Raw genomic sequence first — 23,468 nt, 5'->3', positions numbered from 1 at the left:
GAGTGACAAATCCAGGATAAAAAAATGCCCGGCAAGCCGGGCAAGTTTTTTTCGGCGCCTGCTTACAGGTTGTAGCCGCGCTCGTTGTGTTGTGCCAGGTCCAGGCCGACGGCCTCTTCCTCTTCGGTCACGCGCAGCCCCATCACGGCATCAAGTACCTTGAGGATGATGTAGGTGACGATCGCGGTGTAGATCACCGTGAAACCCACGCCTTTGCACTGAATCCAGACTTGTGCGGCGATGTCGGTCACGGTGCCGAAGCCACCCAGCGACGGAGCAGCAAACACGCCGGTGAGGATGGCGCCGAGGATACCGCCAATGCCGTGCACGCCGAAGGCGTCGAGGGAATCGTCGTAGCCCATTTTGCGTTTCAGGGTCGTGGCGCAGAAGAAGCACACCACGCCGGCCGACAGGCCGATCACCAGGGCGCCCATCGGGCCCACGGTACCCGCGGCTGGAGTAATGGCCACCAGGCCGGCAACCACACCCGAGGCGATGCCCAGGGCACTAGGTTTGCCGTGGGTCAGCCACTCGGCCAGCATCCAGCCCAGGGCAGCGGCAGCGGTTGCGATCTGGGTTACCAGCATTGCCATACCGGCAGTACCGTTGGCCGCCGCGGCGGAACCGGCGTTGAAACCGAACCAGCCAACCCACAGCATGGCCGCGCCCATCAAGGTGTAGCCCAGGTTGTGCGGCGCCATTGGGGTGGTTGGGAAACCCTTGCGCTTGCCCAGCACCAGGCAGGCCACCAGACCGGCGATACCGGCGTTGATGTGCACCACGGTGCCGCCTGCGAAGTCCAGGACGCCCCAGTCCCACATCAGGCCGCCGTTGCCGGCCCAGACCATGTGCGCGATCGGTGCATACACCAGGGTGAACCACACACCCATGAAGATCAGCATTGCGGAGAACTTCATCCGCTCGGCGAAGGCACCGACGATCAGCGCCGGGGTGATGATCGCGAAGGTCATCTGGAAGGTGATGAACACCGCTTCAGGGAACAGTGCCGCCGGCCCTGTCACGCTCGCCGGGGTGACACCGGCCAGGAACGCCTTGCCCATGCCGCCGAAGAACGAGTTGAAGTTGACGACGCCCTGCTCCATGCCCGTGGTATCGAACGCAATGCTGTAGCCATAAATGACCCACAGGACGCTGATCAGACCGGTAATGGCGAAGCACTGCATCATCACGGAAAGAATGTTTTTGGAGCGCACCATGCCGCCGTAGAACAGCGCAAGGCCGGGAATGGTCATGAACAGCACCAAGGCTGTCGCGGTCAGCATCCAGGCGGTATCGCCAGAGTTGAGGACTGGAGCCGCCACTTCGTCTGCCGCCATGGCCAGGCTGGGCATTACGAGGGACAACAGGGCTCCTAGCCCTGCGAATTTACGCAGAGTCATATTGTTTTCTCCTGGGGCGTTGGGGTTGTGGCGGCTTAGATTGCGTCGGTATCGGTTTCGCCGGTACGGATGCGAATAGCCTGTTCCAGATTGACCACGAAGATCTTGCCGTCACCAATCTTGCCGGTGTTGGCCGCCTTGGTTATCGCCTCGATAACCCGGTCCAGATCCTTGTCGTCAATGGCGACATCGATCTTCACCTTGGGCAGGAAATCGACCACGTACTCCGCGCCGCGATACAGCTCGGTGTGACCCTTCTGCCGACCGAAGCCTTTGACCTCAGTGACGGTAATGCCCTGCACGCCGATCTCGGACAATGCCTCGCGGACGTCATCCAGTTTGAACGGCTTGATGATGGCAGTGACTAGCTTCATGAAAACTCTCTCCCGAATTGGTGGACTTGCCCCAGGAAAACAAACCCGACTCAAGTCTAAGCGCAGTGCCTGGCTTTGTAACGCATCGTCGGCCGTACCTGCCCGACTGACGCCAGTTAACCGCTGCCGACGAAACTCCCCGCTTCGCCTGCCGCACTGCATTCGTCACAGCGACTGCATCAGTGCATGGGTCACAGAGGTCTTAGCAGAAAGCTTGCCATCTCCAGAAAAACCACTGATTTCAATCCCTTGCCATTGAAACCAAGCGATTGCACGAAAGTGCGCGCACAGATACGCACAATAACGGTGCGCCGACCAACCAGCGAATGCGCGAAAAGCGTGCGCCGTAGCAGCACAAATGAGCCTGAACGCTGCGTGATACACTGCCCGCCATCAGTTTAAGGACTCCCTCACATGCTCGCGCCCAAAGACCTCCTCGACGCCCTGAGCGGCCACGCCTCCCGCCTGTTCAGCGGCGACACCCCGCTGCCCAAAAGCGAAATCGAAAGCCAGTTCAAGGCCCTGCTGCAAAGCGGCTTCAGCAAGCTGGACCTGGTCAGCCGGGAAGAATTCGACAGCCAGATGGTCGTCCTGGCCCGCACCCGGGCACGCCTGGAAAGCCTTGAAGCGAAAGTCGCGGAGCTGGAAGCCAGGCTCAATCCGCCTGCCGAGTAATACTCTGCCCCATGGTGGGAGCGACCCTGCTCGCGATGGACGTCAACGATACTGCGTCAAGCCTGACTCAACGCGTCGTCCTTGAGTGCTTCGCGAGCAAGCTAGCGCCTACGCAAAACCCCGCACAGGCCGCCGGCAACATCCTGCGAATCTTTGCCACCCCGCGCGCTGCGCTAAAACACCCCCTCGCAACTACCCTTGAACAACCGCAGGAAGCGGTTCTTTTTCGTTCAAGGAATGCTCATGTCCCTGTCCATCGTCCACAGCCGCGCCCAGATTGGCGTGGAGGCGCCGGCTGTCACCGTTGAAGTCCACCTGGCCAATGGCTTGCCATCACTGACGATGGTCGGCTTGCCCGAAGCGGCGGTCAAAGAGAGCAAGGATCGGGTGCGCAGCGCGATCATCAATTCGGGCCTGCAGTTTCCGGCACGGCGCATCACCTTGAATCTCGCCCCCGCCGACTTGCCCAAGGACGGCGGGCGCTTCGACCTGGCGATTGCCCTGGGGATACTTTCGGCCAGCGTACAGGTGCCCACCCTGACCCTGGACGACGTGGAGTGCCTGGGCGAACTGGCGCTGTCCGGTGAGGTGCGGGCCGTACGCGGAGTGCTGCCGGCCGCCCTGGCGGCGCGCCAGGCCGGCCGGGTGCTGGTGGTGCCCTGGGCGAATGCCGAGGAAGCCTGCCTGGCCTCCGGACTCAAGGTGATCGCGGTGCATCACTTGCTGGAGGTGGTCGCTCACTTCAATGGCCATACCCCCATCGAACCTTATCGCTCCAATGGCTTGCTCCACGCCATCAAGCCCTACCCCGACTTGAGCGAAGTACAGGGCCAGGCCGCCGCCAAGCGGGCCCTGCTGATTGCCGCAGCGGGCGTCCATAACCTGCTGTTCAGCGGACCACCCGGCACCGGGAAAACCCTGCTGGCCAGTCGCTTGCCCGGGTTGCTGCCGCCGCTGACGGAAAGCGAGGCGCTGGAAGTGGCGGCGATCCAGTCGGTTGCCAGTGGTGTGCCGTTGAGTCATTGGCCGCAACGTCCTTTCCGCCAACCCCATCACTCAGCGTCCGGCCCGGCGCTGGTGGGTGGCAGTTCAAAACCCCAGCCCGGGGAAATCACCCTGGCCCATCACGGCGTGCTGTTTCTTGACGAGTTGCCGGAGTTCGATCGCAAGGTGCTGGAGGTATTACGAGAGCCGCTGGAGTCCGGTCATATCGTGATTGCCCGGGCCCGGGACCGCGTGCGTTTCCCGGCCCGTTTCCAGTTGGTGGCGGCCATGAACCCCTGCCCCTGTGGCTATCTGGGCGAACCCAGCGGCCGCTGCTCCTGCACCCCGGAGATGGTCCAGCGTTATCGGCACAAGCTCTCCGGCCCGCTGCTCGACCGCATCGACCTGCACCTGACCGTCGCCCGCGAAGCCACTGCACTCAATCCCGCCACCCAGCCGGGTGACAACTCCGCCTGTGCCGCCGAGCGCGTGGCCAGGGCTCGCGAGGTTCAGCAGCAGCGCCAGGGCTGCCCCAACGCCTTCCTCGACCTGCCTGGCCTGCGCCAGCATTGCCAGTTATCCACAGCAGACGAACACTGGCTGGAGAGCGCCTGCGAACGCCTGACCCTGTCGCTCAGGGCCGCCCACCGACTGCTCAAGGTCGCCCGCACCCTGGCCGATCTCGAGCACGTTCAGGGCATCAGCCGCGAACACCTGGCCGAAGCGCTGCACTATCGGCCGACCAATCAGTGAGTTTGCCGCCGACTCATTCCAGACGCTCGACGTCCGGCAACTCCATGGCCTGCGCTTCGCCTTGCAGGAAGTCGCTGAGCCGGCGCAAACGTTCACCACCTGGGCGGGTTTTCGGCCACACCAGGTAGTAATTCAGGCCACTGGCAACGGCGGTCGGCCAGGGCAGGCTCAGGCGCCCCTGTGCCACATCCTCGGCCACCATCAACAGGTCACCCATGGACACCCCATAGCCACGCGCCGCGGCGATCATCCCCAGCTCCAGGGTATCGAACACTTGCCCGCCCTTGAGCGACACCAGCTCGGAGAGCCCCATGCGCTCCAGCCAACTGCGCCAGTCGCGACGATCAGGGGTGGGGTGCAGCAGTTCGGTAAGGGCCAGCCGCTCGACATCCCAGGGCTGATCGTTGAGCAGGTTCGGCGCACCGACCGGGATCAACAGCTCCGCGAACAGGTAACTGGCTTCCCAGTCCGGTGGAAAATGCCCGTTGCTCAGCAATACCGCGCAGTCGAAGGGTTCATGATTGAAATCCACCGAGTCGACGTCCATCCAGGCGCTGGTCAGTTGCACTTCATTGCCCGGCTGCAGATGCCGAAAGCGGCTGAGCCGCGCCAGCAACCAGCGCATGGTCAGGGTCGAAGGGGCTTTCATGCGCAAGATGTCATCTTCGCTGCGCAAGGTGCTGCAGGCGCGCTCCAGGGCACCAAAACCTTCACGCACACCGGGCAGCAACAGGCGAGCGGCCTCGGTCAATTGCAGGTTGCGACCACTGCGCTGAAACAGTCGGCAGGCAAAGTGCTCTTCCAGTGTCCGGATATGCCGGCTGACGGCGCTCTGGGTAATCGACAGTTCTTGCGCGGCACGGGTGAACGAACTGTGGCGGGCCGCAGCCTCGAAAGCACGCAGGGCATACAGCGGAGGAAGACGACGGGACATCGGGAAAGCTCCTATAGCGCAATGGGCAAACCCTAGCAGAATCTCCCCAGCATGAGTTTTAATCATGCCAGCGATCGTTTTTATCCCTTTGTGCATTCGCCTCGGAGCGCCGAGAATCAGCGGCTCACCCCTATTTCCAGGAAACCCGCGTGATGACCATGCAGCATCCAGCACGTATCGAACTGCGGGCCATCCTACGGCTGGCGGGGCCGTTGATCGCCTCGCAGTTGGCGCACATGCTGATGGTGCTCACCGACACCTTGATGATGGCCAAAATCAGTCCCGAGGCGCTGGCCGGTGGAGGCCTGGGTGCGGCGACCTATTCGTTCGTATCGATCTTCTGCATCGGCGTGATCGCCGCAGTTGGCACGCTGGTGTCGATCCGCCAGGGCGCAGGCGACATTCCGGGTGCGGCACGCCTGACCCAAGCCGGGTTATGGCTGGCTTGGCTGATGGCGTTGGTCGCGGGCCTGCTGCTGTGGAACCTCAAGCCGGTCCTGCTGTTGTTCGGCCAGACGGCCAGCAACGTCGAGATGGCCGGCCAGTTCCTGTTGATCCTGCCGTTTGCCTTGCCTGGCTACCTGAGCTTCATGGCCTTGCGCGGCTTCACCAGCGCCATTGGCCACGCCACGCCGGTGATGGTCATCAGCGTCATCGGCACCCTGGCCAACTTCCTGCTCAACTACGCGCTGATCACCGGCATGTTCGGCCTGCCGAAATTGGGCCTGATGGGGATCGGCCTGGTGACTGCGATCGTGGCCAACTGCATGGCCCTGGGCCTGGCCTGGCACATTCGCCGGCACCCGGCGTACGAGGCTTACCCGTTGCGCGCAGGCCTGTCCCGGCCCAATCGCCAGTACCTGCGGGAGCTGTGGCGACTGGGCCTGCCGATTGGCGGTACTTATGCGGTCGAGGTCGGGCTGTTCGCCTTCGCGGCCCTGTGCATGGGCACCATGGGCAGCACGCAACTGGGCGCCCATCAGATTGCCCTGCAGATTGTCTCGGTAGCGTTCATGGTGCCGGCGGGGTTGTCCTATGCCATCACCATGCGCATCGGCCAGCATTACGGCGCCGGGCAACTGCTCGATGCACGCCTGGCCGGACGTGTAGGCATCAGCTTTGGCGCGGTGGCGATGCTCGGTTTCGCCATGGTGTTCTGGCTGCTGCCCAATGAACTGGTCGGCTTGTTCCTGGACCACAACGACCCGCAGTTTGCCGACGTCATCCAACTGGCCGTCAGCCTGCTGGCCGTGGCCGCGTGGTTCGAGCTGTTCGACGGCGTGCAGACCATCGCCATGGGCTGCATACGTGGCCTCAAAGACGCCAAGACCACCTTCCTGGTAGGCCTGGGCTGCTATTGGCTGATCGGCGCTCCGGCCGCCTGGTGGATGGCCTTCCACCTGCACTGGGGGCCGACCGGCGTCTGGTGGGGCCTGGCCCTGGGGCTGGCCTGTGCGGCGGTGAGCCTGACGCTGGGGTTTGAATGGAAGATGAGACGGATGATTCGCCAGGAGCCGGCGCCGCACGCTGATTTCCAGATGCCTCAGCCGGATTGACCCGCCTGTGGGGCGAGCTCAGTTGACGATTTCCAGCACCGGCTGCTGGCTGGAGCCGAACGTCAGGTATTCCACCAGTTCGCTCAGCGGCAACGGCTTGCTGATCAGGTAGCCCTGCACCTGGTCGCAACCGAAGCCGCGCAACAGCTCTAGTTGCTCCGGGGTTTCGACGCCCTCGGCGACCACCTCCAGATGGAGGTTGTGAGCCAGGTTGATCATCGCGTGGACCAGCTTGCGATTCTCCTCACGCCGCTCCATGCCTGCGACAAAGCTCTTGTCGATTTTCAACAAGGCGATCGGCAGGCTGTTGAGGTGCACGAACGAGGAGAACCCGGTGCCAAAGTCGTCCAGGGAAAACCGCACGCCGAGTCGCCCCAGGGCATCCATGGTCTGCTGGACCAGATCACTGCGCCGCATCACCGCGGTTTCAGTGAGTTCGAACTCCAGCCACTGCGCATCGACTCCCCGCTCGGTGATCAGGCGGCTCAAGGTCGAGAGCAACTGGCTGTCCTGGAACTGGCGGAATGACAGGTTGACCGCCATGTGCAACGGCGGCAGGCCGCGCTCGCGCAACGCCTGCATGTCCCGCAGAGCGCGGGAGATGACCCAGTAGCCAAGCGGCACGATCAGCCCGCTCTGCTCGGCGAGCGGCACAAACTCACTGGGCGGCAACAAGCCACGCTCGGCATGTCGCCAGCGCACCAGGGCTTCGAGGCCGACAATCTGCCCGTCCTCCAGGTTCAGCCGTGGCTGGTAATGCAGCTCCAGCTCGTCGCGGCGCAAGGCTCGGCGCAACTCGCTTTCCAGGTCCGCCATGCTGCGGGCGTTGCGGTTGATCCGCTCGTTGAAGATATGGAAGGTGCAACCCTGGGTGCTCTTGGCCTGCTGCATGGCGATATGGGCATGCCACATCAGCGGGTCGGCCCCGGCCTGGGCGCGTGCGTGGGCAATCCCCAGGCTGGCGCCGATCAACAGGCTTTCACCGTCGATCCAGTAGGGTTCGGACAAGGCTTCGGTGATGCGCTCGGCCATCCACTCGGCGCGTTGTGGCGCGCGGCGGGTGTCGATGAGCAAGGCAAATTCATCACTGCCCAGCCGCGCCAGTTGATCACCGGCCTCCAACTGGCTCTTGAGCCGCGCAACCACCTGCAAAATCAACCGGTCGCCGGCCTGATGGCCCAGGGCGTCGTTGGCGTAGCGAAAGTTGTCGAGGTCCAGGTGCCCCAGTGCCAGGCCCCGGCCGTCATTTTCCGCCAGGCGCGTGGCCAGCAAGGTCTGGAAGCCCTGGCGATTGGCGATGCCGGTCAAGGGGTCCTGTTCGGCAAGACGCTGCAAAGTGTTTTCCAGCACCCCGCGCTCACGCACATGCCGTAGGCAACGCCGCAGCATGCCCGCATCCAGTGCATCGCGCACCAGCCAGTCGCTGACACCGTCCGGCGGGGTGAGGGGTTCGTGTTCGAGCAGCAACACCGTTGGCAGGCTGCACCGCCCCGGCTCCGGTTGCAGGGCAGGAATAGTCAGCAGGACCGCAGTGCGGTTGTCGGTAAATAGACTGCTCACCGACTCCCAGGTCGGTGCACTGATCAGCACAGCCGAGCTCCCCATCGGAGCCAGACACTCGCGCAACAACGCTGCCCACACTGGCTCTTCGGCCAGCAGCAACAAGCGCAAGGGTTCGACAGGCGTAGACAAGCTAGCTCCCTAGACTCTGCAAAGGTGTTGGCGGCGGCATTATGACGCACCGATGATCAATGACAAATGCCATTGATTCTCAATAATAGCGTTGTGCCACTTCAGAGATCGAACATTAGACGCAAATTCTTCCTGCATCCTGCGCGAAAGTAACAAAACCGGCAAATACAGATCGAGTGCTGCGTCACAAGTCGGAGAGAGGCGGCAGAATCCGTGCATCCTGTTAAAATGCCCGCCCTTTTCGCAAACGACTCCTTTTTCCGTCATGTCCCGACTCAATCCCCGGCAGCAAGAAGCCGTGAGCTACGTCGGCGGCCCTCTTTTGGTGCTCGCCGGCGCTGGCTCCGGCAAGACCAGCGTGATCACCCGCAAGATCGCGCATCTGATCCAGAACTGCGGCATTCGCGCCCAGTACATCGTCGCCATGACCTTTACCAACAAGGCGGCGCGCGAGATGAAGGAGCGCGTCGGCACCCTGCTCAAGGGCGGTGAAGGCCGCGGCCTGACGGTGTGCACCTTCCACAACCTGGGGCTGAACATCATCCGCAAGGAGCATGTGCGCCTGGGCTACAAGCCCGGTTTCTCGATCTTCGACGAAACCGACGTCAAGTCCCTGATGACCGACATCATGCAGAAGGAATACTCGGGCGACGACGGCGTCGACGAGATCAAGAACATGATCGGCGCCTGGAAGAACGACCTGATCCTGCCGCCCGAGGCGCTGGAGAATGCGCGCAATCCCAAAGAACAGACCGCGGCCATCGTCTACACCCACTACCAGCGCACGCTCAAGGCGTTCAACGCAGTGGACTTCGACGACCTGATCCTGTTGCCGGTCAAGCTGTTCCAGGAACACGCCGACATCCTCGAAAAGTGGCAGAACAAAGTCCGCTACCTGCTGGTGGACGAGTACCAGGACACCAACGCCAGCCAGTATTTGCTGGTGAAGTTGCTGATCGGCAAGCGCAACCAGTTCACCGTGGTGGGCGACGATGACCAGTCGATCTACGCCTGGCGCGGCGCCCGTCCGGAAAACCTGATGTTGCTCAAGGACGACTACCCGTCCTTGAAAGTGGTGATGCTGGAGCAGAACTACCGCTCCACCAGCCGCATCCTGCGCTGCGCCAACGTGCTGATCTCCAACAACCCCCACGAGTTTGAAAAACAACTGTGGAGTGAGATGGGCCACGGGGACGAGATCCGCGTGATTCGCTGCCGCAACGAAGATGCCGAAGCCGAGCGCGTGGCCGTGGAAATCCTCAGCCTGCACCTGCGCACCGACCGCCCGTACAGCGATTTTGCGATCCTCTACCGGGGCAACTACCAGGCCAAGCTGATCGAGCTCAAGTTGCAGCACCACCAGGTGCCGTATCGCCTGTCCGGCGGCAACAGCTTTTTCGGACGCCAGGAAGTCAAAGACCTGATGGCCTACTTCCGGCTGATTGTGAACCCGGACGACGACAACGCCTTCCTGCGCGTGATCAACGTCCCGCGCCGGGAAATCGGCTCGACCACCCTGGAAAAGCTCGGCAACTACGCCACCGAACGCAAGATTTCGATGTACGCCGCCACCGACGAGATCGGCCTGGGCGAGCACCTGGACAACCGCTTCACCGACCGCCTGGCGCGCTTCAAGCGCTTCATGGACAAGGTCCGCGAGCAATGCGCCGGCGAAGACCCGATTTCGGCCCTGCGCAGCATGGTCATGGACATCGATTACGAGAACTGGCTGCGCACCAACAGCTCCAGCGACAAGGCCGCCGACTACCGCATGGGCAACGTCTGGTTCCTGATCGAGGCGTTGAAAAACACCCTCGAGAAGGACGAAGAAGGCGACATGACCGTGGAGGATGCCATTGGCAAGCTGGTCCTGCGTGACATGCTCGAACGCCAGCAGGAAGAGGAAGACGGCGCCGAAGGCGTGCAGATGATGACCTTGCACGCCTCCAAGGGCCTGGAATTCCCCTACGTGTTCATCATGGGCATGGAAGAAGAAATCCTCCCGCACCGCTCCAGCATCGAAGCCGACACCATCGAAGAAGAACGTCGCCTGGCCTATGTCGGGATTACCCGCGCACGCCAGACCCTGGCCTTCACCTTTGCCGCCAAGCGCAAGCAGTACGGCGAGATCATCGACTGCTCCCCGAGCCGGTTCCTCGATGAGCTGCCGCCGGACGACCTGGCCTGGGAAGGCAATGACGACACCCCGACCGAAGTCAAAGCCGTGCGCGGTAATACCGCATTGGCCGATATACGCGCGATGTTAAAGCGCTAGAATCGACTACTTTTTAATCTACTTTCGGCGCCGTCGCGCCACCAGAGGAAGCTGTTGTGGAAGCACTGCACAAGAAAATTCGCGAAGAAGGCATAGTGCTTTCCGACCAGGTCCTGAAAGTCGACGCCTTTCTGAACCACCAGATCGACCCGGCTTTGATGAAGCTGATCGGCGACGAATTCGCCGCGCTGTTCAAGGACTCGGGCATCACCAAGATCGTCACCATCGAAGCCTCCGGCATTGCCCCGGCTATCATGACCGGCCTGAACCTGGGCGTTCCGGTGATCTTCGCCCGCAAGCACCAGTCCCTGACCCTGACTGAAAACCTGCTGTCGGCGACCGTGTACTCGTTCACCAAGCAGACCGAAAGCACCGTGGCCATCTCCCCGCGCCACCTGACCAGCAGCGACCGCGTGCTGATCATCGATGACTTCCTGGCCAACGGTAAGGCGTCCCAGGCCCTGATTTCGATCATCAAGCAGGCGGGCGCCACCGTGGCCGGCCTGGGCATCGTGATCGAGAAGTCGTTCCAGGGCGGCCGCGCCGAGCTGGACTCCCAGGGCTACCGAGTAGAATCCCTGGCCCGGGTCAAATCCCTGGCAGGCGGCGTAGTGACCTTTATCGAGTAATGCCCCCCGGCTCGCTCCCACCGATGTTTGGTGGGGGCCGCTACTGCGCCGTGGCCTTCAAGCCTGCCAGCAGTAACCGCTGATACAGATCCTGCTTCAAGCCCTCAGGCTTCGTCAGTTGCATGCGCGCCAGGTGCTGCGGGTACTCTGACGGCGGCGGCGCATCCAGCGCTGCCTTGCCCAACTGCAGGATCTCGGTCAGCTTGAATTTGCTCTTGAGCCAGTTCAACGCCCGCAACACGTCCCGCTCCTCGCTGGAAAAATCACTGCCCAACGGATACTCCGGGAACAACTGCGGGTGCCGCGCGGCGATGGCCTGCAAACGCTGCGGGGTATTGTCGGTGAAGCGCGCGTCCAGGCGGAAATCCTTCGCCAGCTTGCCGGCTTTCTGCGCCTGCTCGATCAAGCCGGGCTGGAAACGTGAGTCGCTGATGTTGAGCAGCAATTCGATGACCTTGGCATCGGTTTGACCGCGCAGGTCGGCGATCCCGTACTCGGTGATCACGATGTCGCGCAGGTGCCGCGGGATCGTGCAGTGGCCGTACTGCCAGACGATGTTGGAGCTGATGTCGCCACCGGACTCACGGCAACTGCGCAGAATCAGGATCGAGCGCGCGCCCTCCAGGGCATGGCCCTGGGCGACAAAGTTGTATTGCCCGCCGACCCCACTCAGCACCCGCCCATCTTCCAGTTGGTCGGCCACCCCGGCCCCCATCAGGGTCATGGTGAAGGCACTGTTGATGAAGCGTGCATCCTGGCGCTGCAAGCGCTTGAGCTGCTCCTGGCCGTACAGCTCGTTGATATAGCTGATGGCGGTCATGTTGAATTCGCCGAGCTGGTCCCGGGGCAGATCGCGCAGGCGCTGATAGAAGCTGCGCGGGCCGAGGAAGAATCCACCGTGAATCGACACGCCCCCCTGCGCCACCGTCTCATCCAGGGTGCCCGCATTGGCCTGCTGTTGCAGGGCAATGCTGGGGTAAACCTTGCGCCGCACGATGCCGGCGTCAGACAACGCCAGCAGGCCGTTGACGAACATCTCGCTGCAACCGTACAGCCCCTTGGCAAAAGGCTCGACGCCACCTTCGCGACTGATCAGGGGGGCCCAGTAGTGCGCGTCGAGGTCGGTCAGCAGCGTGCGGTACTGCTCGTTGTCCGCTTGCCGCGCGAGCAACGCGGCGGTCAGCGCATCGCCCATGGAGCCAATGCCGATCTGCAAGGTGCCGCCGTCGCGCACCAGGGTGCTGGCGTGCAGGCCAATGAAATGATCCTGGAAACCCACTGGCATGTTGGGGGTGGAAAACAGGGTGCTGCGCTCCTCCTCGTCGATCAGCCAATCGAACGTCTGGCGGTCGACTTCTGAATCGCCGGGCATGTACGGCAGGTCGCTGTGCACCTGGCCGAGCATCAGGATGGTTTCGCCCGCCGCCCTGCGCTTGGCGATCATGGGCAGCAGGTCGAGGGTGATATCGGGATTGCAGCTCAGGCTCAGGCGGCCCGGATGCTGCGGGTCCTGGGCCACCAACTGCGCCACCAGGTTCAAGCCAGCGGCGTTGATATCCCGGGCGGCGTGGCTGTAATTGCTGCTGACGTAGTCCTGCTGTGCCGAGGCGCTGTGCAGCAAGCTGCCAGGCTGCATGAAAAATTGCTGGATGTGGATGTTCGCGGGCAGTTGGTCTTTACGCAGGTCCGCGAGGAAGTCCAGCTCCGGGTAGTCGCCAAACACGCGCTCGATGAAAGGCTCCAGGAACCGCCGCTGCAGGCCGTCGCCCAAGGGCGGACGCCCCAGGCTCAAGGCGGTATAGACCGTCAGTTGGCGCTCGGGCAACTGGGCGATGCGCTGATAGAGCGCGTTGACGAAGCGGTTGGGCTTGCCCAACCCCAACGGCATGCCCAGGTGGATGTGCGCGGGTAATCGCGCCAGTACTTCATCGACTGCCTGCTCGATTGAAACGGACTGCACCATCAGACCCCTCCCGACCTATCCATGAACAACGCTTGCCCGAGCTTGCCGGGTCTTGCGCGCCATGACCAGTCGTGAGGTCAAATCCCAGGCACAAAAAAGCCGCTCGCAAGCGGCTTTTTTGCTGAAGATGGCGGCTTATTTCAGGCCGGACATCTTCTGGATAGCGCCTTTGAGGTCATCATCGGAGCAATCTGCGCAGGTGCCTTTAGGTGGCATTGCGTTGATCCCGGTGATGGCCTTGGCCAGGATGCCGTCAAGGCCGCCCTGGTGATCGGCACGCTCTTTCCAGGCTGCAGTGTCACCGATTTTCGGTGCACCCAGCAGGCCACTGCCGTGGCAAGCGTTGCAATGTTTGGCAATGATCTCGTCCGGGGTTTTCGCCCCGCCGCCGCCTGCCGAAGCAGCGACTTCCATCCCCTTGCACTCCTGACCTTGCACACAGACCTGACCGACTGGTTCAAGGCGTTTGGCAATATCGTCGTTGGTCGCAGCTTGAGCGCTGACTGCCCAAAGGGCCAATACGGTTGCTGGTGCGGCCAGCATTTTCATAATTAGGTTCACGCGTACACCCTCAATGGTGGCTAGTCACGCCCACGGCCACGGTTTCGCAGGCGGGCGCAAGTATAACGGTTAGCCCGCCACACTGAAACAACCCTAAAGTCCTAGGGGTATTAAGTCATGGCGAAATACTGCTCGGGCGCCTCGAAAAACCTTGGCGGACGCCTCTTTTCTTAGAAATTGGCCGGCGTGGCTGCGCTGATTAGTCGCGCTGGCGCATCAAACGGATTGCGGAAACGATGGGGCTTGGTGCTTTCAAAGTAGTAGCTGTCACCGGCTTCGAGCACGAAGGTCTCAAGCCCGACCACCAGTTCCAGACGCCCTTCAAGCAGAATCCCGGTTTCCTCCCCTTCGTGGATGAGCATCTCTTCACCGGTATCGGCACCCGGTGGATAGATCTCGTTGAGGAAGGCGATTGCACGGCTCGGATGGGCCTTGCCCACCAGTTTCATGGTCACCGCGCCATCAGAGATATCGATCAGCTCGCTGGCTTTATAGACGATCTGCGTGGGTTTTTCCTGGAGGATCTCTTCGGAAAAGAACTCGACCATGGACATGGGGATGCCGCCAAGCACCTTCCTCAGCGAACTGATGGAAGGGCTGACACTGTTTTTCTCGATCATGGAAATGGTGCTGTTGGTCACACCCGCGCGTTTGGCGAGCTCACGCTGGGAAAGACCTTTGAGTTTACGGATCGATTGCAGTCGTTCACCGACGTCCAATGCATTTGCCTCCCAGGATTCAGGTTATGTAAATATTGAGCGTTATCATGGCGACAGCGTTCAGTATTTACAACACTTGAGCCCAGGTCCTGTTCGGCAGAAGCCCGGCGGCTGTAGCCCGCGGCCCGTCAGACCTCGGAATAGAGCCGTGGCACCCGACGCAGGTTGCAGAAGATCTGATAAGGAATGGTGTCCGCAGCCATCGCGATATCGCTGGCGAGGATGTTCTTGCCCCATAACTCGACCGTCGAGCCCAGGCCTGCCTGGGGCACATCGGTCAAATCGATGCACAGCATGTCCATCGACACTCGCCCCAGCAACTGACTGCGCTGCCCCGCCACCAACACCGGCGTACCGGTCGGCGCCTGACGCGGATAGCCGTCGGCATAGCCCATGGCGACCACGCCAAGGCGCATGGGTTTAGGCGTGATGAAGCGGGCGCCATAACCCACGGGTTCACCGGCGGGCAACTCGCGCACACTGATGACTTTCGACTCCAGGGTCATCACCGGTTGTAAACGCGCGGCCACCGCGTTGGCTTCCTCGAACGGGGTGGCGCCGTACAGCATGATGCCGGGACGCACCCAGTCGCTAGGCACCTGCGGCCAACCCAGCACCGCCGGGGAGTTACGCAGGCTGACCTGCGCCGACAAGCCCTGGCGCGCCGCTTCAAATACCGCGACCTGCTCGCTGGCGCTGTTGCTGTCGAGCTCATCGGCGCGGGCGAAGTGGCTCATCAGCACGATCTTCGCGACCTTGCCGCTGGCCAGCAGCCGTTGATACGCCGCCTGATAGTCCGCCGGGTGCAGACCGACCCGGTGCATGCCCGAGTCCAGCTTGAGCCAGACCGTGATCGGCTTGCGCAGCGTAGCCTGCTCGATGGCTTCGAGCTGCCACAACGAATGCACCACGCACCACAAATCCTGCTCGACGATCAGCGACAGCTCATCGGCTTCGAAAAAGCCTTCGAGCAGCAGCACCGGCGCACGAATTCCAGCAGCGCGCAGCTCCAGGGCTTCTTCGATGCAGGCCACGGCAAACCCATCGGCATCCGCTTCCAGCGCCTGGGCACAGCGCACTGCGCCATGGCCATAGGCATCGGCCTTGATCACCGCGAGGGCGCGCGCCCCCGAGACTTCACGGGCCAGTTGGTAGTTGTGACGCAGGGCTTGCAGATCAATCAGGGCACGAGCAGGACGCATGGCGGCAGGCTTCCAGGCGGTTGGCGGGGGGGAAAGAAAAAACCGGTGCTGGAGACAGTATGAACCGCCAACAGCACCGGCAGAGGGATCATTTACGGCAGCGCGGCAACGACCGACATTTCCACCAGGATTTCCGGTTCACACAGCTTGGCTTCCACCGTCGCCCGCGCTGGCGCGACGTTCTTGGGCAGCCAGCTGTCCCAGACACTGTTCATGCCCTGGAAATCGGCATCGATGTCTTTCAGGTAGATCGTCACCGACAGCAACCGGGTCTTGTCGGTACCGGCCAGGTCCAGCAAACGCTCGATGTTGGCCAGGGTCTCGCGGGTCTGCTGTTCAATCCCGGCGTTCATGTCGTCGCCGACCTGTCCCGCCAGGTACACCGTACCGCTGTGGACTACGATCTGGCTCAAACGCTCATTGGTGAGCTGGCGCTGGATTGACATGTTTTGCAGACTCCTGGTGGGTGTTGCCATAACGGGAAATATCGAGGCCTTCGGCGCTGATCTGCGGCGTTTTCTTGGCCATCAGGTCAGCCAGCAGGCGGCCGGAGCCACACGCCATGGTCCAACCGAGCGTGCCGTGGCCGGTGTTCAGGAACAGGTTCTTGAACGGGGTGGCACCGACAATCGGCGTGCCATCCGGCGTGGTCGGACGCAGACCGGTCCAGAAGCTGGCTTGCTGCAGGTCGCCGCCCTGAGGATAGAGATCGTTGACGATCATCTCCAGCGTTTCACGCCGACGCGGATTCAGCGACAGGTCAAAACCGGCAATCTCCGCCATGCCGCCGACGCGGATGCGGTTGTCGAAACGGGTAATCGCGACCTTGTAGGTCTCGTCGAGAATGGTCGAGGTCGGGGCCATGGCCGGATTGGTGATCGGCACGGTCAGCGAGTAACCCTTGAGCGGATACACCGGGGCCTTGATGCCCAACGGCTTGAGCAACTGCGGCGAGTAACTGCCCAGCGCCAGCACGTAGCGGTCGGCGGTTTCGAGCTTGCCGTCGATCCACACGCCGTTGATCCGGTCACCGGCGAAGTCCAGGCGCTGGATGTCCTGGCCGAAGCGGAATTCAACACCCAGCTTGATCGCCATTTCCGCCAGGCGGGTGGTGAAAATCTGGCAGTCGCCGGTCTGGTCGTTCGGCAGGCGCAGGGCACCGGCCAGGATGTCGGTGACGCTGGCCAGGGCCGGTTCGACGCGGGCAATGCCGGCGCGGTCGAGCAGCTCGAACGGTACGCCGGACTCCTTGAGTACCGCGATGTCCTTGGCGGCGCCATCAAGTTGCGCCTGGGTGCGGAACAGCTGGGTGGTCCCCAGGCTGCGGCCTTCGTAGGCGATGCCGGTTTCGGCACGCAATTCGTCGAGGCAGTCACGGCTGTACTCGGACAGACGGACCATGCGCTCCTTGTTCACCGCATAACGGCTGGCGGTGCAGTTGCGCAGCATCTGCGCCATCCACAGGTACTGGTCGATATCGGCGGTGGCCTTGATGGCCAGCGGGGCGTGGCGCTGCAGCAGCCACTTGATGGCCTTGAGCGGCACACCCGGGGCAGCCCATGGCGACGCATAGCCCGGCGATACCTGGCCGGCGTTGGCGAAACTGGTTTCCATGGCAGCGGCCGGTTGACGATCCACAACCGTCACTTCAAAGCCGGCCCGAGCCAGATAGTAGGCACTGGCGGTACCGATTACGCCGCTACCCAAGACCAGAACGCGCATTTTTTTATCCCTCATCGCGGCAAACCGCTGACGTTGTTGTGTACAAGCATTGATGAGCGCAGTGTAAAAAACATTTGCCAGTGCTTTTCACTATATAAGTGCCTATATTTGGCGACAATTCTCGGCAATTTGGCTTTTCACGGAGGCGCATCCCCTATGCGGACCAACACTCAAACCAAACGCGAGCTGGACAAGATCGACCGCAACATCCTGCGCATCCTCCAGGCTGACGGGCGCATTTCGTTTACCGAGCTGGGGGAGAAGGTCGGCCTGTCGACCACGCCCTGTACCGAGCGGGTGCGGCGCCTGGAGCGCGAAGGGATCATCATGGGCTACAACGCCCGGCTCAATCCGCAACACCTCAAGGGCAGCCTGCTGGTGTTCGTCGAGATCAGCCTGGACTACAAGTCCGGTGACACCTTCGAAGAATTCCGCCGCGCGGTGCTGAAACTGCCTCACGTACTGGAATGCCACCTGGTGTCCGGGGATTTCGACTACCTGGTGAAGGCGCGGATTTCCGAGATGGCCTCATACCGCAAATTGCTCGGCGATATCCTGCTCAAACTGCCCCACGTGCGTGAGTCCAAGAGCTACATCGTGATGGAAGAGGTGAAGGAGAGTTTGTGCTTGCCGATTCCGGATTGAGGCTTGTGGTGCGTGTTTGGACGCTTCGCGAGCCCTAGACCAGAACCTGTCGGTTCGCAGCCATGTACTCGAACACCTGTGCCTCGGCCCGTGGGTGGATCAACTCCACCGGCCCACGACCGTTGGGGCATGGCAGGGTCTTGGTGGTGCCGAACAAGCGACAGATCAGCGGCCGCTCCTCGTACACGGTGCAGCCGTTGGGGCCCAGGTGTACGCAGTTCAGTTCTTCCAGGGCGGCATCCTGCTCGGCGCGGGTCTTGCGTGGCAGGCGGGACATTTCTTCCGGCGAGGTGGTGACCGGACCACAGCAGTCATGACAGCCGGGCACGCACTCGAATGTGGGGATCTGCTGGCGCAGGGTACGAACGGTCTCGCGGTTGCAGCTCATCGAAACAAATACCCCTAAGGTGAACAAGGACGGATTTTGCCCTAAAAGCCCTGCGCCAGACAGCAACAACCGACCAGTGTTGCCCAGGCTGAAAGGTCCGGCTTATGCTCCGTAAAATTTACTCAACACCCGATAATCAGGATCATCCCATGACTGCCCGTGTTCAGCCGCCTGTCCCGAGCACCCACATCGCCTCCTATTACGCCGCCAGCAGCCTGCCGCAGCCGGATCATCCGGTGCTTGCGGGTGAACAGCTGGCCGACGTGTGCGTGGTGGGCGGCGGCTTTTCCGGGCTGAACACGGCCATCGAACTGGCCCAGCGCGGCCTCAGCGTGGTGCTGCTGGAGGCACACAAGATCGGCTGGGGCGCCAGCGGACGTAATGGCGGGCAGTTGATTCGTGGCGTCGGCCATGGCCTGGACCAGTTCAGCAATGTGCTGGGGGCCGAAGGCGTCCGCCAGATGAAACTGATGGGCCTGGAAGCGGTGGACATCGTTCGCCAGCGGGTCGAGCAGTTCCAGATCCCCTGCGACCTGACCTGGGGCTACTGCGACCTGGCCAACAAACCCCGCGACCTGGAAGGTTTCGCCGCAGACGCGGACGAGCTGCGCAGCCTCGGCTATCGCCACAGCACCCGTCTGCTGCAAGCCCACGAAATGCACAGCGTGGTCGGCTCGGACCGCTACGTGGGCGGGCTGATTGACATGGGTTCGGGCCACCTGCACCCGCTGAACCTGGCCTTGGGTGAAGCCGCCGCTGCCCAGCAACTGGGGGTCCGCCTGTTCGAGCAATCGGCAGTGACCCGCATCGACTACGGGCCTGAGGTCAAGGTCCATACCGCGCAAGGTTCGGTCCGCGCCAAGACCCTGGTGCTGGGTTGCAACGCTTACCTCAATCACCTCAACCCGCACCTGAGCGGCAAGGTGCTGCCCGCCGGCAGCTACATCATCGCCACCGAACCCCTGAGTGAAGAGCAAGCCCACGCCTTGCTGCCGCAGAACATGGCCGTGTGCGACCAACGCGTGGCACTGGACTATTACCGGCTTTCGGCGGACCGGCGCCTGCTGTTTGGCGGCGCCTGCCACTATTCGGGCCGCGATCCGGCAGACATCGGCGCCTACATGCGGCCGAAGATGCTGGAGGTTTTCCCGCAACTGAGCGCGGTGAAGATCGACTATCAGTGGGGCGGCATGATCGGCATTGGCGCCAACCGCCTGCCCCAGATCGGCCGGCTCAAGGACCAGCCGAATGTGTATTACGCCCAGGCGTACTCCGGACACGGGGTGAATGCCACTCACCTGGCCGGCAAACTGCTGGGTGAGGCCATCAGCGGCCAGCACAGCGGCGGTTTCGACCTGTTCGCCAAAGTACCGCACGTGACCTTCCCGGGCGGCCGCTACCTGCGCTCGCCACTGCTGGCCCTGGGGATGTTGTGGCACCGGCTCAAAGAGCTGGCCTGAGCCGAAGGCCGTTCAAAGCCGCCAGAACGGCTTCAGCGCCTCCTCCTTCGCCTGCTCATGACTCAAGCCGACGTCGCGCAGTTGTTCCGGGGTGAGTTCGAGCAAGGCCTTGCGCGTGTGCAGACGATGCCAGAGCAGGCCCCAGCGCCCCAGGCAGGACGGCGCATTGCGGATCGCCGTCGGCTGCATGCCCTGATCGTGCCCTGCCACCAGTTCCTGACTGTGTAACGTCAGCCGCACATCGCTCAAGCCGTTCATTTTTAGTGCTCCTGTTTACTTGGGTAGCCAGAGATTCCATGATGCGCGGGCAGGCAAAACCATTACAGATTCAATGGACCTGTATTACATCCATACAGATTTGCCGAATTAACCGCTGAATGATGGTTTTTTGCCTAATCTGTACTGGTCCCTCCTCTCTCGCCGAGGCCGCACCATGACGCTGTACGTCAACCTCGCCGAATTGCTCGGCACGCGCATCGAACAGGGCTTCTACCGGCCCGGTGACCGCCTGCCGTCGGTGCGGGCCTTGAGTGTCGAGCATGGCGTCAGCCTGAGCACCGTGCAGCAGGCCTATCGGGTGCTGGAGGACAACGGGCTGGCGCGGCCAAAGCCCAAGTCCGGCTACTTTGTCCCTGTGGGGCGCGAACTGCCCGAACTGCCGGCGGTGGGCCGCCCGGCCCAGCGCCCGGTGGACATTTCCCAGTGGGACCAGGTGCTGGAGCTGATCCGCGCCGTGCCCCGCAAGGACGTGGTGCAACTGGGCCGCGGCATGCCGGATATCACCACACCGACCATGAAACCCCTGCTGCGCAGCCTGGCGCGCATCAGCCGACGCCAGGACATGCCGGGGCTGTATTACGACAACATCTACGGGGTGCTGGAACTGCGTGAGCAGATCGCCCGCCTGCTGCTCGATTCCGGCAGCCAACTGAGCGCCAGCGACCTGGTGATCACCACCGGTTGCCACGAAGCGTTGTCCTCCAGCATTCGCGCCATCTGCGAGCCGGGCGACATCGTGGCCGTGGATTCGCCAAGCTTCCACGGCGCCATGCAGACCCTCAAGGGGTTGGGCATGAAGGCCCTGGAGATTCCCACCGACCCCCTCACCGGGATCAGCCTCGACGCCCTGGAACTGGCCCTCGAGCAGTGGCCAATCAAAGCCATACAGTTGACCCCCAACTGCAACAACCCGCTGGGCTACATCATGCCGGAATCGCGCAAACGTGCGCTGTTGACCCTGGCACAACGGTTTGACGTGGCCATTATCGAGGACGATGTGTATGGCGAACTGGCCTACACCTACCCTCGACCGCGCACCATCAAGTCCTTCGATGAAGACGGTCGCGTGCTGCTCTGCAGTTCGTTTTCCAAGACCCTGGCGCCCGGCCTGCGGATCGGCTGGGTCGCTCCGGGACGCTACCTGGAGCGGGTGCTGCACATGAAATACATCAGCACGGGCTCGACCGCACCACAGCCACAAATCGCCATCGCCGAGTTCCTCAAGGGCGGGCATTTCGAGCCGCATTTGCGGCGGATGCGCAACCAGTACCAGCGCAACCGCGACCTGATGCTCGATTGGGTCAGCCGCTACTTTCCCCTCGGCACCCGCGCCAGCCGCCCCCAGGGCAGCTTCATGCTGTGGGTCGAACTGCCGGAGGGCTTCGATACGCTCAAGCTCAATCGGGTGCTGCTCGACCAGGGCGTACAGATTGCCGTGGGCAGCATTTTTTCCGCCTCAGGCAAGTACCGTAACTGCCTGCGCATGAACTACGCGGCCAAACCCACGGCCCAGGTCGAGGAAGCCGTGCGCAAGGTGGGCGCAGCGGCGATCGCCCTGCTGGCCGAGAACCGTTAGCGCCTCTGGAAACTCGATGTCCGACAGTTTCCCAGGCGCCATCGCCACGCCATGACGACATCGCCAACCGTGCCATACTCCAAACCTGCCCTTTTGCGGGAACATTCGACTTGCGCCCAGAAAAAGCCCTGCTCTGCGTGTTGTTCGCCGCGTTGCTGAGCAGTTGCGCCTCGCTCAACGTACCCCGTGAACCCAGCCAGGCGTTGCCGGCTGCCGAGTCTGCCTTCGGGCGCTCGATCCAGGCCCAGGCCGCCCCCCATGCAGGGCGATCCGGATTTCGCCTGCTATCGGACAGCAGCGAGGCCTTTGCCGCCCGTGCCGAGTTGATCCGCAACGCGCAGCGCAGCCTCGACCTGCAGTACTACATCGTGCAAGACGGCATCAGCACCCGATTGCTGGTCAGCGAACTGCTCAAGGCCGCTGACCGTGGCGTGCGGGTGCGCATCCTGCTTGACGACCTCACCAGCGATGGCCAGGTCCAGACCATTGCCACACTGGCCGCTCACCCACAGATTCAGATTCGCCTGTTCAATCCGCTGGAGCTGGGTCGCGGTACCGGTGTCACCCGCGCCATGGGCCGGCTATTCAATCTCTCGCAGCAGCACCGTCGCATGCACAACAAGCTGTGGCTGGCGGACAGCAGCGCCGCCATCGTCGGCGGGCGCAACCTGGGTGACGAGTACTTCGACGCGCAGCCCAAGCTCAATTTCACTGACATCGACCTGCTGGGTGTCGGACCTGTCGCTGAACAGCTCGGCCACAGTTTCGATCAGTACTGGAACAGCGCCCTGAGCACGCCGATCGATGAGTTGGTCTCCAGCCAGCCCACGGCCAACGATCTGGCCAAGACGCGGGCGCAGCTGCAAGCGTCCCTGGACGAAAGCCATCGGCAGAACCAGGCCCTGTACCAACAATTGAAGGCCTACCAGACCGATCCGCGCCTGGACCTCTGGCGCAGCGAGCTGATCTGGGCCTGGAACCAGGCGCTGTGGGACGCGCCGAGTAAGGTGCTGGCCAAGGGTGAGCCAGATCCGTAACTGCTGCTGACCACCCAACTGACCCCTGAACTGCAAGGGGTGAGCAAAGAGCTGATCATGATCTCGGCGTACTTTGTGCCTGGCCCACCCGGGCTGGTGTACCTCACAGGGCGGGCCGATGCCGGGGTGTCCGTCAGCTTCCTGACCAACTCGCTGGAGGCCACCGACGTGCCCGCCGTCCACGGCGGCTACGCCCCCTACCGCAAGGCGCTGCTGGAACACGGCGTGCAACTGTTTGAACTGCGCCGGCAACCAGGCGCAGGTGGCGGTAGCGGACCAAGCCTGTTTCGCAGCGCCAGCTACCGCGGCTCCGAATCCAGCCTGCACAGCAAGGCGATCATCTTCGATCGGCAAAAGGCATTCATCGGTTCATTCAACTTCGACCCGCGTTCGGTGCTGTGGAATACCGAAGTCGGGGTGCTGGTCGACAGTCAGGCGCTTGCCGAGCGAGTTCGCGAACTCGCCCTGGAAGGCATGGCGCCTCCCCTCAGCTATGCGGTGCGGTTACAGGAGGGTCAACTGGTCTGGGTCACTGAAGACGATGGCAAGCTGCACACCCTGACCCGCGAACCGGGAAATGGGTGGCGCCGCTTCAATGCCTGGTTCAGCGACATCCTGGGCCTGGAACGGCTACTGTGAACCCC

At 62.4% G+C, this 23,468-nt stretch carries 20 protein-coding genes and 1 pseudogene; 9 read left to right on the top strand and 12 right to left on the bottom strand.

Annotation, left to right across the window (positions count from 1 at the left end; genetic code table 11):
* Positions 1 to 62: 62 nt before the first annotated feature.
* Both H7995_RS12455 and glnK read right to left on the bottom strand, forming a co-directional pair.
* Entirely contained in the window at positions 63 to 1,400 is a 1,338-nt protein-coding gene (locus tag H7995_RS12455; RefSeq protein WP_166589261.1) for an ammonium transporter, read from the bottom strand.
* A 35-nt stretch (positions 1,401 to 1,435) separates the two neighbouring features.
* Positions 1,436 to 1,774, bottom strand: coding sequence for a P-II family nitrogen regulator (gene glnK / locus H7995_RS12450; protein WP_095164831.1), 339 nt, complete (start codon positions 1,772 to 1,774; stop codon positions 1,436 to 1,438).
* 414 nt (positions 1,775 to 2,188) lie between these two features.
* On the opposite strand from glnK, the gene H7995_RS12445 reads away from it, so the two are divergent.
* Together H7995_RS12445 and H7995_RS12440 are read left to right on the top strand one after the other, a co-directional pair.
* Positions 2,189 to 2,449, top strand: a complete 261-nt coding sequence (locus H7995_RS12445) for an accessory factor UbiK family protein (protein ID WP_095164833.1) — start codon at positions 2,189 to 2,191, stop codon at positions 2,447 to 2,449.
* 243 nt (positions 2,450 to 2,692) lie between these two features.
* Positions 2,693 to 4,186 carry a YifB family Mg chelatase-like AAA ATPase gene (locus H7995_RS12440; RefSeq protein WP_182342837.1) on the top strand — a complete coding sequence of 498 codons (1,494 nt, stop codon included), beginning with the start codon at positions 2,693 to 2,695 and terminating at the stop codon, positions 4,184 to 4,186.
* 13 nt (positions 4,187 to 4,199) lie between these two features.
* On the opposite strand, the gene H7995_RS12435 is transcribed toward H7995_RS12440, so the two are convergent.
* Positions 4,200 to 5,120 carry a LysR substrate-binding domain-containing protein gene (locus tag H7995_RS12435; protein ID WP_166589268.1) on the bottom strand — a complete coding sequence of 307 codons (921 nt, stop codon included), beginning with the start codon at positions 5,118 to 5,120 and terminating at the stop codon, positions 4,200 to 4,202.
* A gap of 158 nt (positions 5,121 to 5,278) precedes the next feature.
* Between H7995_RS12435 and H7995_RS12430 the strand changes: the two genes are divergently transcribed.
* On the top strand, positions 5,279 to 6,676 hold the full coding sequence (locus tag H7995_RS12430) for a NorM family multidrug efflux MATE transporter (protein ID WP_166589338.1): 1,398 nt from the start codon (positions 5,279 to 5,281) through the stop codon (positions 6,674 to 6,676).
* An 18-nt stretch (positions 6,677 to 6,694) separates the two neighbouring features.
* Here the strand turns inward: H7995_RS12430 and H7995_RS12425 are convergent, their stop codons facing one another.
* A complete protein-coding gene (locus tag H7995_RS12425; protein ID WP_166589269.1) occupies positions 6,695 to 8,368 on the bottom strand; it encodes a putative bifunctional diguanylate cyclase/phosphodiesterase in 1,674 nt (557 codons plus the stop codon).
* 265 nt (positions 8,369 to 8,633) lie between these two features.
* On the opposite strand from H7995_RS12425, the gene rep reads away from it, so the two are divergent.
* Both rep and H7995_RS12415 read left to right on the top strand, forming a co-directional pair.
* On the top strand, positions 8,634 to 10,643 hold the full coding sequence (gene rep, locus H7995_RS12420; protein ID WP_166589270.1) for a DNA helicase Rep: 2,010 nt from the start codon (positions 8,634 to 8,636) through the stop codon (positions 10,641 to 10,643).
* Between the two features lie 56 nt (positions 10,644 to 10,699).
* Complete coding sequence (locus H7995_RS12415; RefSeq protein WP_095081958.1) at positions 10,700 to 11,272, top strand: xanthine phosphoribosyltransferase; 573 nt, start codon at positions 10,700 to 10,702, stop codon at positions 11,270 to 11,272.
* Positions 11,273 to 11,312: 40 nt separating this feature from the next.
* On the opposite strand, the gene H7995_RS12410 is transcribed toward H7995_RS12415, so the two are convergent.
* The 6 genes from H7995_RS12410 to dadA all read right to left on the bottom strand — a co-directional run bounded on the left by H7995_RS12410 (position 11,313) and on the right by dadA (position 17,439).
* On the bottom strand, positions 11,313 to 13,235 hold the full coding sequence (locus tag H7995_RS12410) for an acetyl-CoA hydrolase/transferase family protein (RefSeq protein WP_185818435.1): 1,923 nt from the start codon (positions 13,233 to 13,235) through the stop codon (positions 11,313 to 11,315).
* A gap of 135 nt (positions 13,236 to 13,370) precedes the next feature.
* A complete protein-coding gene (locus H7995_RS12405; protein WP_095164845.1) occupies positions 13,371 to 13,784 on the bottom strand; it encodes a c-type cytochrome in 414 nt (137 codons plus the stop codon).
* Between the two features lie 182 nt (positions 13,785 to 13,966).
* Positions 13,967 to 14,515, bottom strand: a complete 549-nt coding sequence (locus tag H7995_RS12400) for a cupin domain-containing protein (protein WP_166589272.1) — start codon at positions 14,513 to 14,515, stop codon at positions 13,967 to 13,969.
* Between the two features lie 128 nt (positions 14,516 to 14,643).
* Positions 14,644 to 15,717 (bottom strand): alanine racemase, encoded by a 1,074-nt coding sequence (alr, locus tag H7995_RS12395; RefSeq protein ID WP_166589273.1) that lies wholly within the window; start codon positions 15,715 to 15,717, stop codon positions 14,644 to 14,646.
* Between the two features lie 92 nt (positions 15,718 to 15,809).
* A complete protein-coding gene (locus tag H7995_RS12390; RefSeq protein ID WP_166589274.1) occupies positions 15,810 to 16,163 on the bottom strand; it encodes a RidA family protein in 354 nt (117 codons plus the stop codon).
* Complete coding sequence (dadA, locus tag H7995_RS12385) at positions 16,135 to 17,439, bottom strand: D-amino acid dehydrogenase (protein ID WP_095164851.1); 1,305 nt, start codon at positions 17,437 to 17,439, stop codon at positions 16,135 to 16,137. The genes H7995_RS12390 and dadA overlap by 29 nt, the downstream gene beginning before the upstream one ends.
* A gap of 156 nt (positions 17,440 to 17,595) precedes the next feature.
* On the opposite strand from dadA, the gene H7995_RS12380 reads away from it, so the two are divergent.
* Positions 17,596 to 18,084: an Lrp/AsnC ligand binding domain-containing protein gene (locus H7995_RS12380; protein WP_010465173.1), complete on the top strand. Its 489-nt coding sequence runs from the start codon at positions 17,596 to 17,598 to the stop codon at positions 18,082 to 18,084.
* A 34-nt stretch (positions 18,085 to 18,118) separates the two neighbouring features.
* Here the strand turns inward: H7995_RS12380 and H7995_RS12375 are convergent, their stop codons facing one another.
* Positions 18,119 to 18,472: a YkgJ family cysteine cluster protein gene (locus H7995_RS12375; protein WP_166589275.1), complete on the bottom strand. Its 354-nt coding sequence runs from the start codon at positions 18,470 to 18,472 to the stop codon at positions 18,119 to 18,121.
* A gap of 149 nt (positions 18,473 to 18,621) precedes the next feature.
* Here H7995_RS12375 and H7995_RS12370 point away from each other — a divergent pair, with 149 nt between their 5' ends.
* The gene (locus H7995_RS12370; protein WP_166589276.1) at positions 18,622 to 19,932 is read left to right on the top strand and encodes an NAD(P)/FAD-dependent oxidoreductase; all 1,311 of its coding nucleotides are present in this window, start codon (positions 18,622 to 18,624) and stop codon (positions 19,930 to 19,932) included.
* A 12-nt stretch (positions 19,933 to 19,944) separates the two neighbouring features.
* On the opposite strand, the gene H7995_RS12365 is transcribed toward H7995_RS12370, so the two are convergent.
* Complete coding sequence (locus H7995_RS12365; protein ID WP_166589277.1) at positions 19,945 to 20,190, bottom strand: DUF1127 domain-containing protein; 246 nt, start codon at positions 20,188 to 20,190, stop codon at positions 19,945 to 19,947.
* Between the two features lie 175 nt (positions 20,191 to 20,365).
* Between H7995_RS12365 and H7995_RS12360 the strand changes: the two genes are divergently transcribed.
* Complete coding sequence (locus H7995_RS12360) at positions 20,366 to 21,787, top strand: aminotransferase-like domain-containing protein (protein ID WP_185818434.1); 1,422 nt, start codon at positions 20,366 to 20,368, stop codon at positions 21,785 to 21,787.
* Between the two features lie 128 nt (positions 21,788 to 21,915).
* Positions 21,916 to 23,463, top strand: a pseudogene (locus H7995_RS12355) (phospholipase D family protein).
* Positions 23,464 to 23,468 lie beyond the last annotated feature (5 nt).

It is taken from the genome of Pseudomonas kielensis (assembly GCF_014236655.1).
Classification (GTDB): Bacteria; Pseudomonadota; Gammaproteobacteria; order Pseudomonadales; family Pseudomonadaceae; genus Aquipseudomonas; species Aquipseudomonas kielensis.
The sequence above is the reverse complement of the archived record's forward strand: the minus strand, read 5'-3'. Positions and strand labels throughout refer to the sequence as shown.

What these genes read in the sequence shown, in the direction of transcription:
- H7995_RS12455 (WP_166589261.1), bottom strand. Translation starts at nt 1,400, where the DNA reads ATGACTCTGCGTAAATTCGCAGGGCTAGGAGCCCTGTTGTCCCTCGTA.
- glnK (WP_095164831.1), bottom strand. Translation starts at nt 1,774, where the DNA reads ATGAAGCTAGTCACTGCCATCATCAAGCCGTTCAAACTGGATGACGTC.
- H7995_RS12445 (WP_095164833.1), top strand. Translation starts at nt 2,189, where the DNA reads ATGCTCGCGCCCAAAGACCTCCTCGACGCCCTGAGCGGCCACGCCTCC.
- H7995_RS12440 (WP_182342837.1), top strand. Translation starts at nt 2,693, where the DNA reads ATGTCCCTGTCCATCGTCCACAGCCGCGCCCAGATTGGCGTGGAGGCG.
- H7995_RS12435 (WP_166589268.1), bottom strand. Translation starts at nt 5,120, where the DNA reads ATGTCCCGTCGTCTTCCTCCGCTGTATGCCCTGCGTGCTTTCGAGGCT.
- H7995_RS12430 (WP_166589338.1), top strand. Translation starts at nt 5,279, where the DNA reads ATGCAGCATCCAGCACGTATCGAACTGCGGGCCATCCTACGGCTGGCG.
- rep (WP_166589270.1), top strand. Translation starts at nt 8,634, where the DNA reads ATGTCCCGACTCAATCCCCGGCAGCAAGAAGCCGTGAGCTACGTCGGC.
- H7995_RS12410 (WP_185818435.1), bottom strand. Translation starts at nt 13,235, where the DNA reads ATGGTGCAGTCCGTTTCAATCGAGCAGGCAGTCGATGAAGTACTGGCG.
- H7995_RS12405 (WP_095164845.1), bottom strand. Translation starts at nt 13,784, where the DNA reads ATGAAAATGCTGGCCGCACCAGCAACCGTATTGGCCCTTTGGGCAGTC.
- alr (WP_166589273.1), bottom strand. Translation starts at nt 15,717, where the DNA reads ATGCGTCCTGCTCGTGCCCTGATTGATCTGCAAGCCCTGCGTCACAAC.
- H7995_RS12390 (WP_166589274.1), bottom strand. Translation starts at nt 16,163, where the DNA reads ATGTCAATCCAGCGCCAGCTCACCAATGAGCGTTTGAGCCAGATCGTA.
- dadA (WP_095164851.1), bottom strand. Translation starts at nt 17,439, where the DNA reads ATGCGCGTTCTGGTCTTGGGTAGCGGCGTAATCGGTACCGCCAGTGCC.
- H7995_RS12380 (WP_010465173.1), top strand. Translation starts at nt 17,596, where the DNA reads ATGCGGACCAACACTCAAACCAAACGCGAGCTGGACAAGATCGACCGC.
- H7995_RS12375 (WP_166589275.1), bottom strand. Translation starts at nt 18,472, where the DNA reads ATGAGCTGCAACCGCGAGACCGTTCGTACCCTGCGCCAGCAGATCCCC.
- H7995_RS12370 (WP_166589276.1), top strand. Translation starts at nt 18,622, where the DNA reads ATGACTGCCCGTGTTCAGCCGCCTGTCCCGAGCACCCACATCGCCTCC.
- H7995_RS12365 (WP_166589277.1), bottom strand. Translation starts at nt 20,190, where the DNA reads ATGAACGGCTTGAGCGATGTGCGGCTGACGTTACACAGTCAGGAACTG.
- H7995_RS12360 (WP_185818434.1), top strand. Translation starts at nt 20,366, where the DNA reads ATGACGCTGTACGTCAACCTCGCCGAATTGCTCGGCACGCGCATCGAA.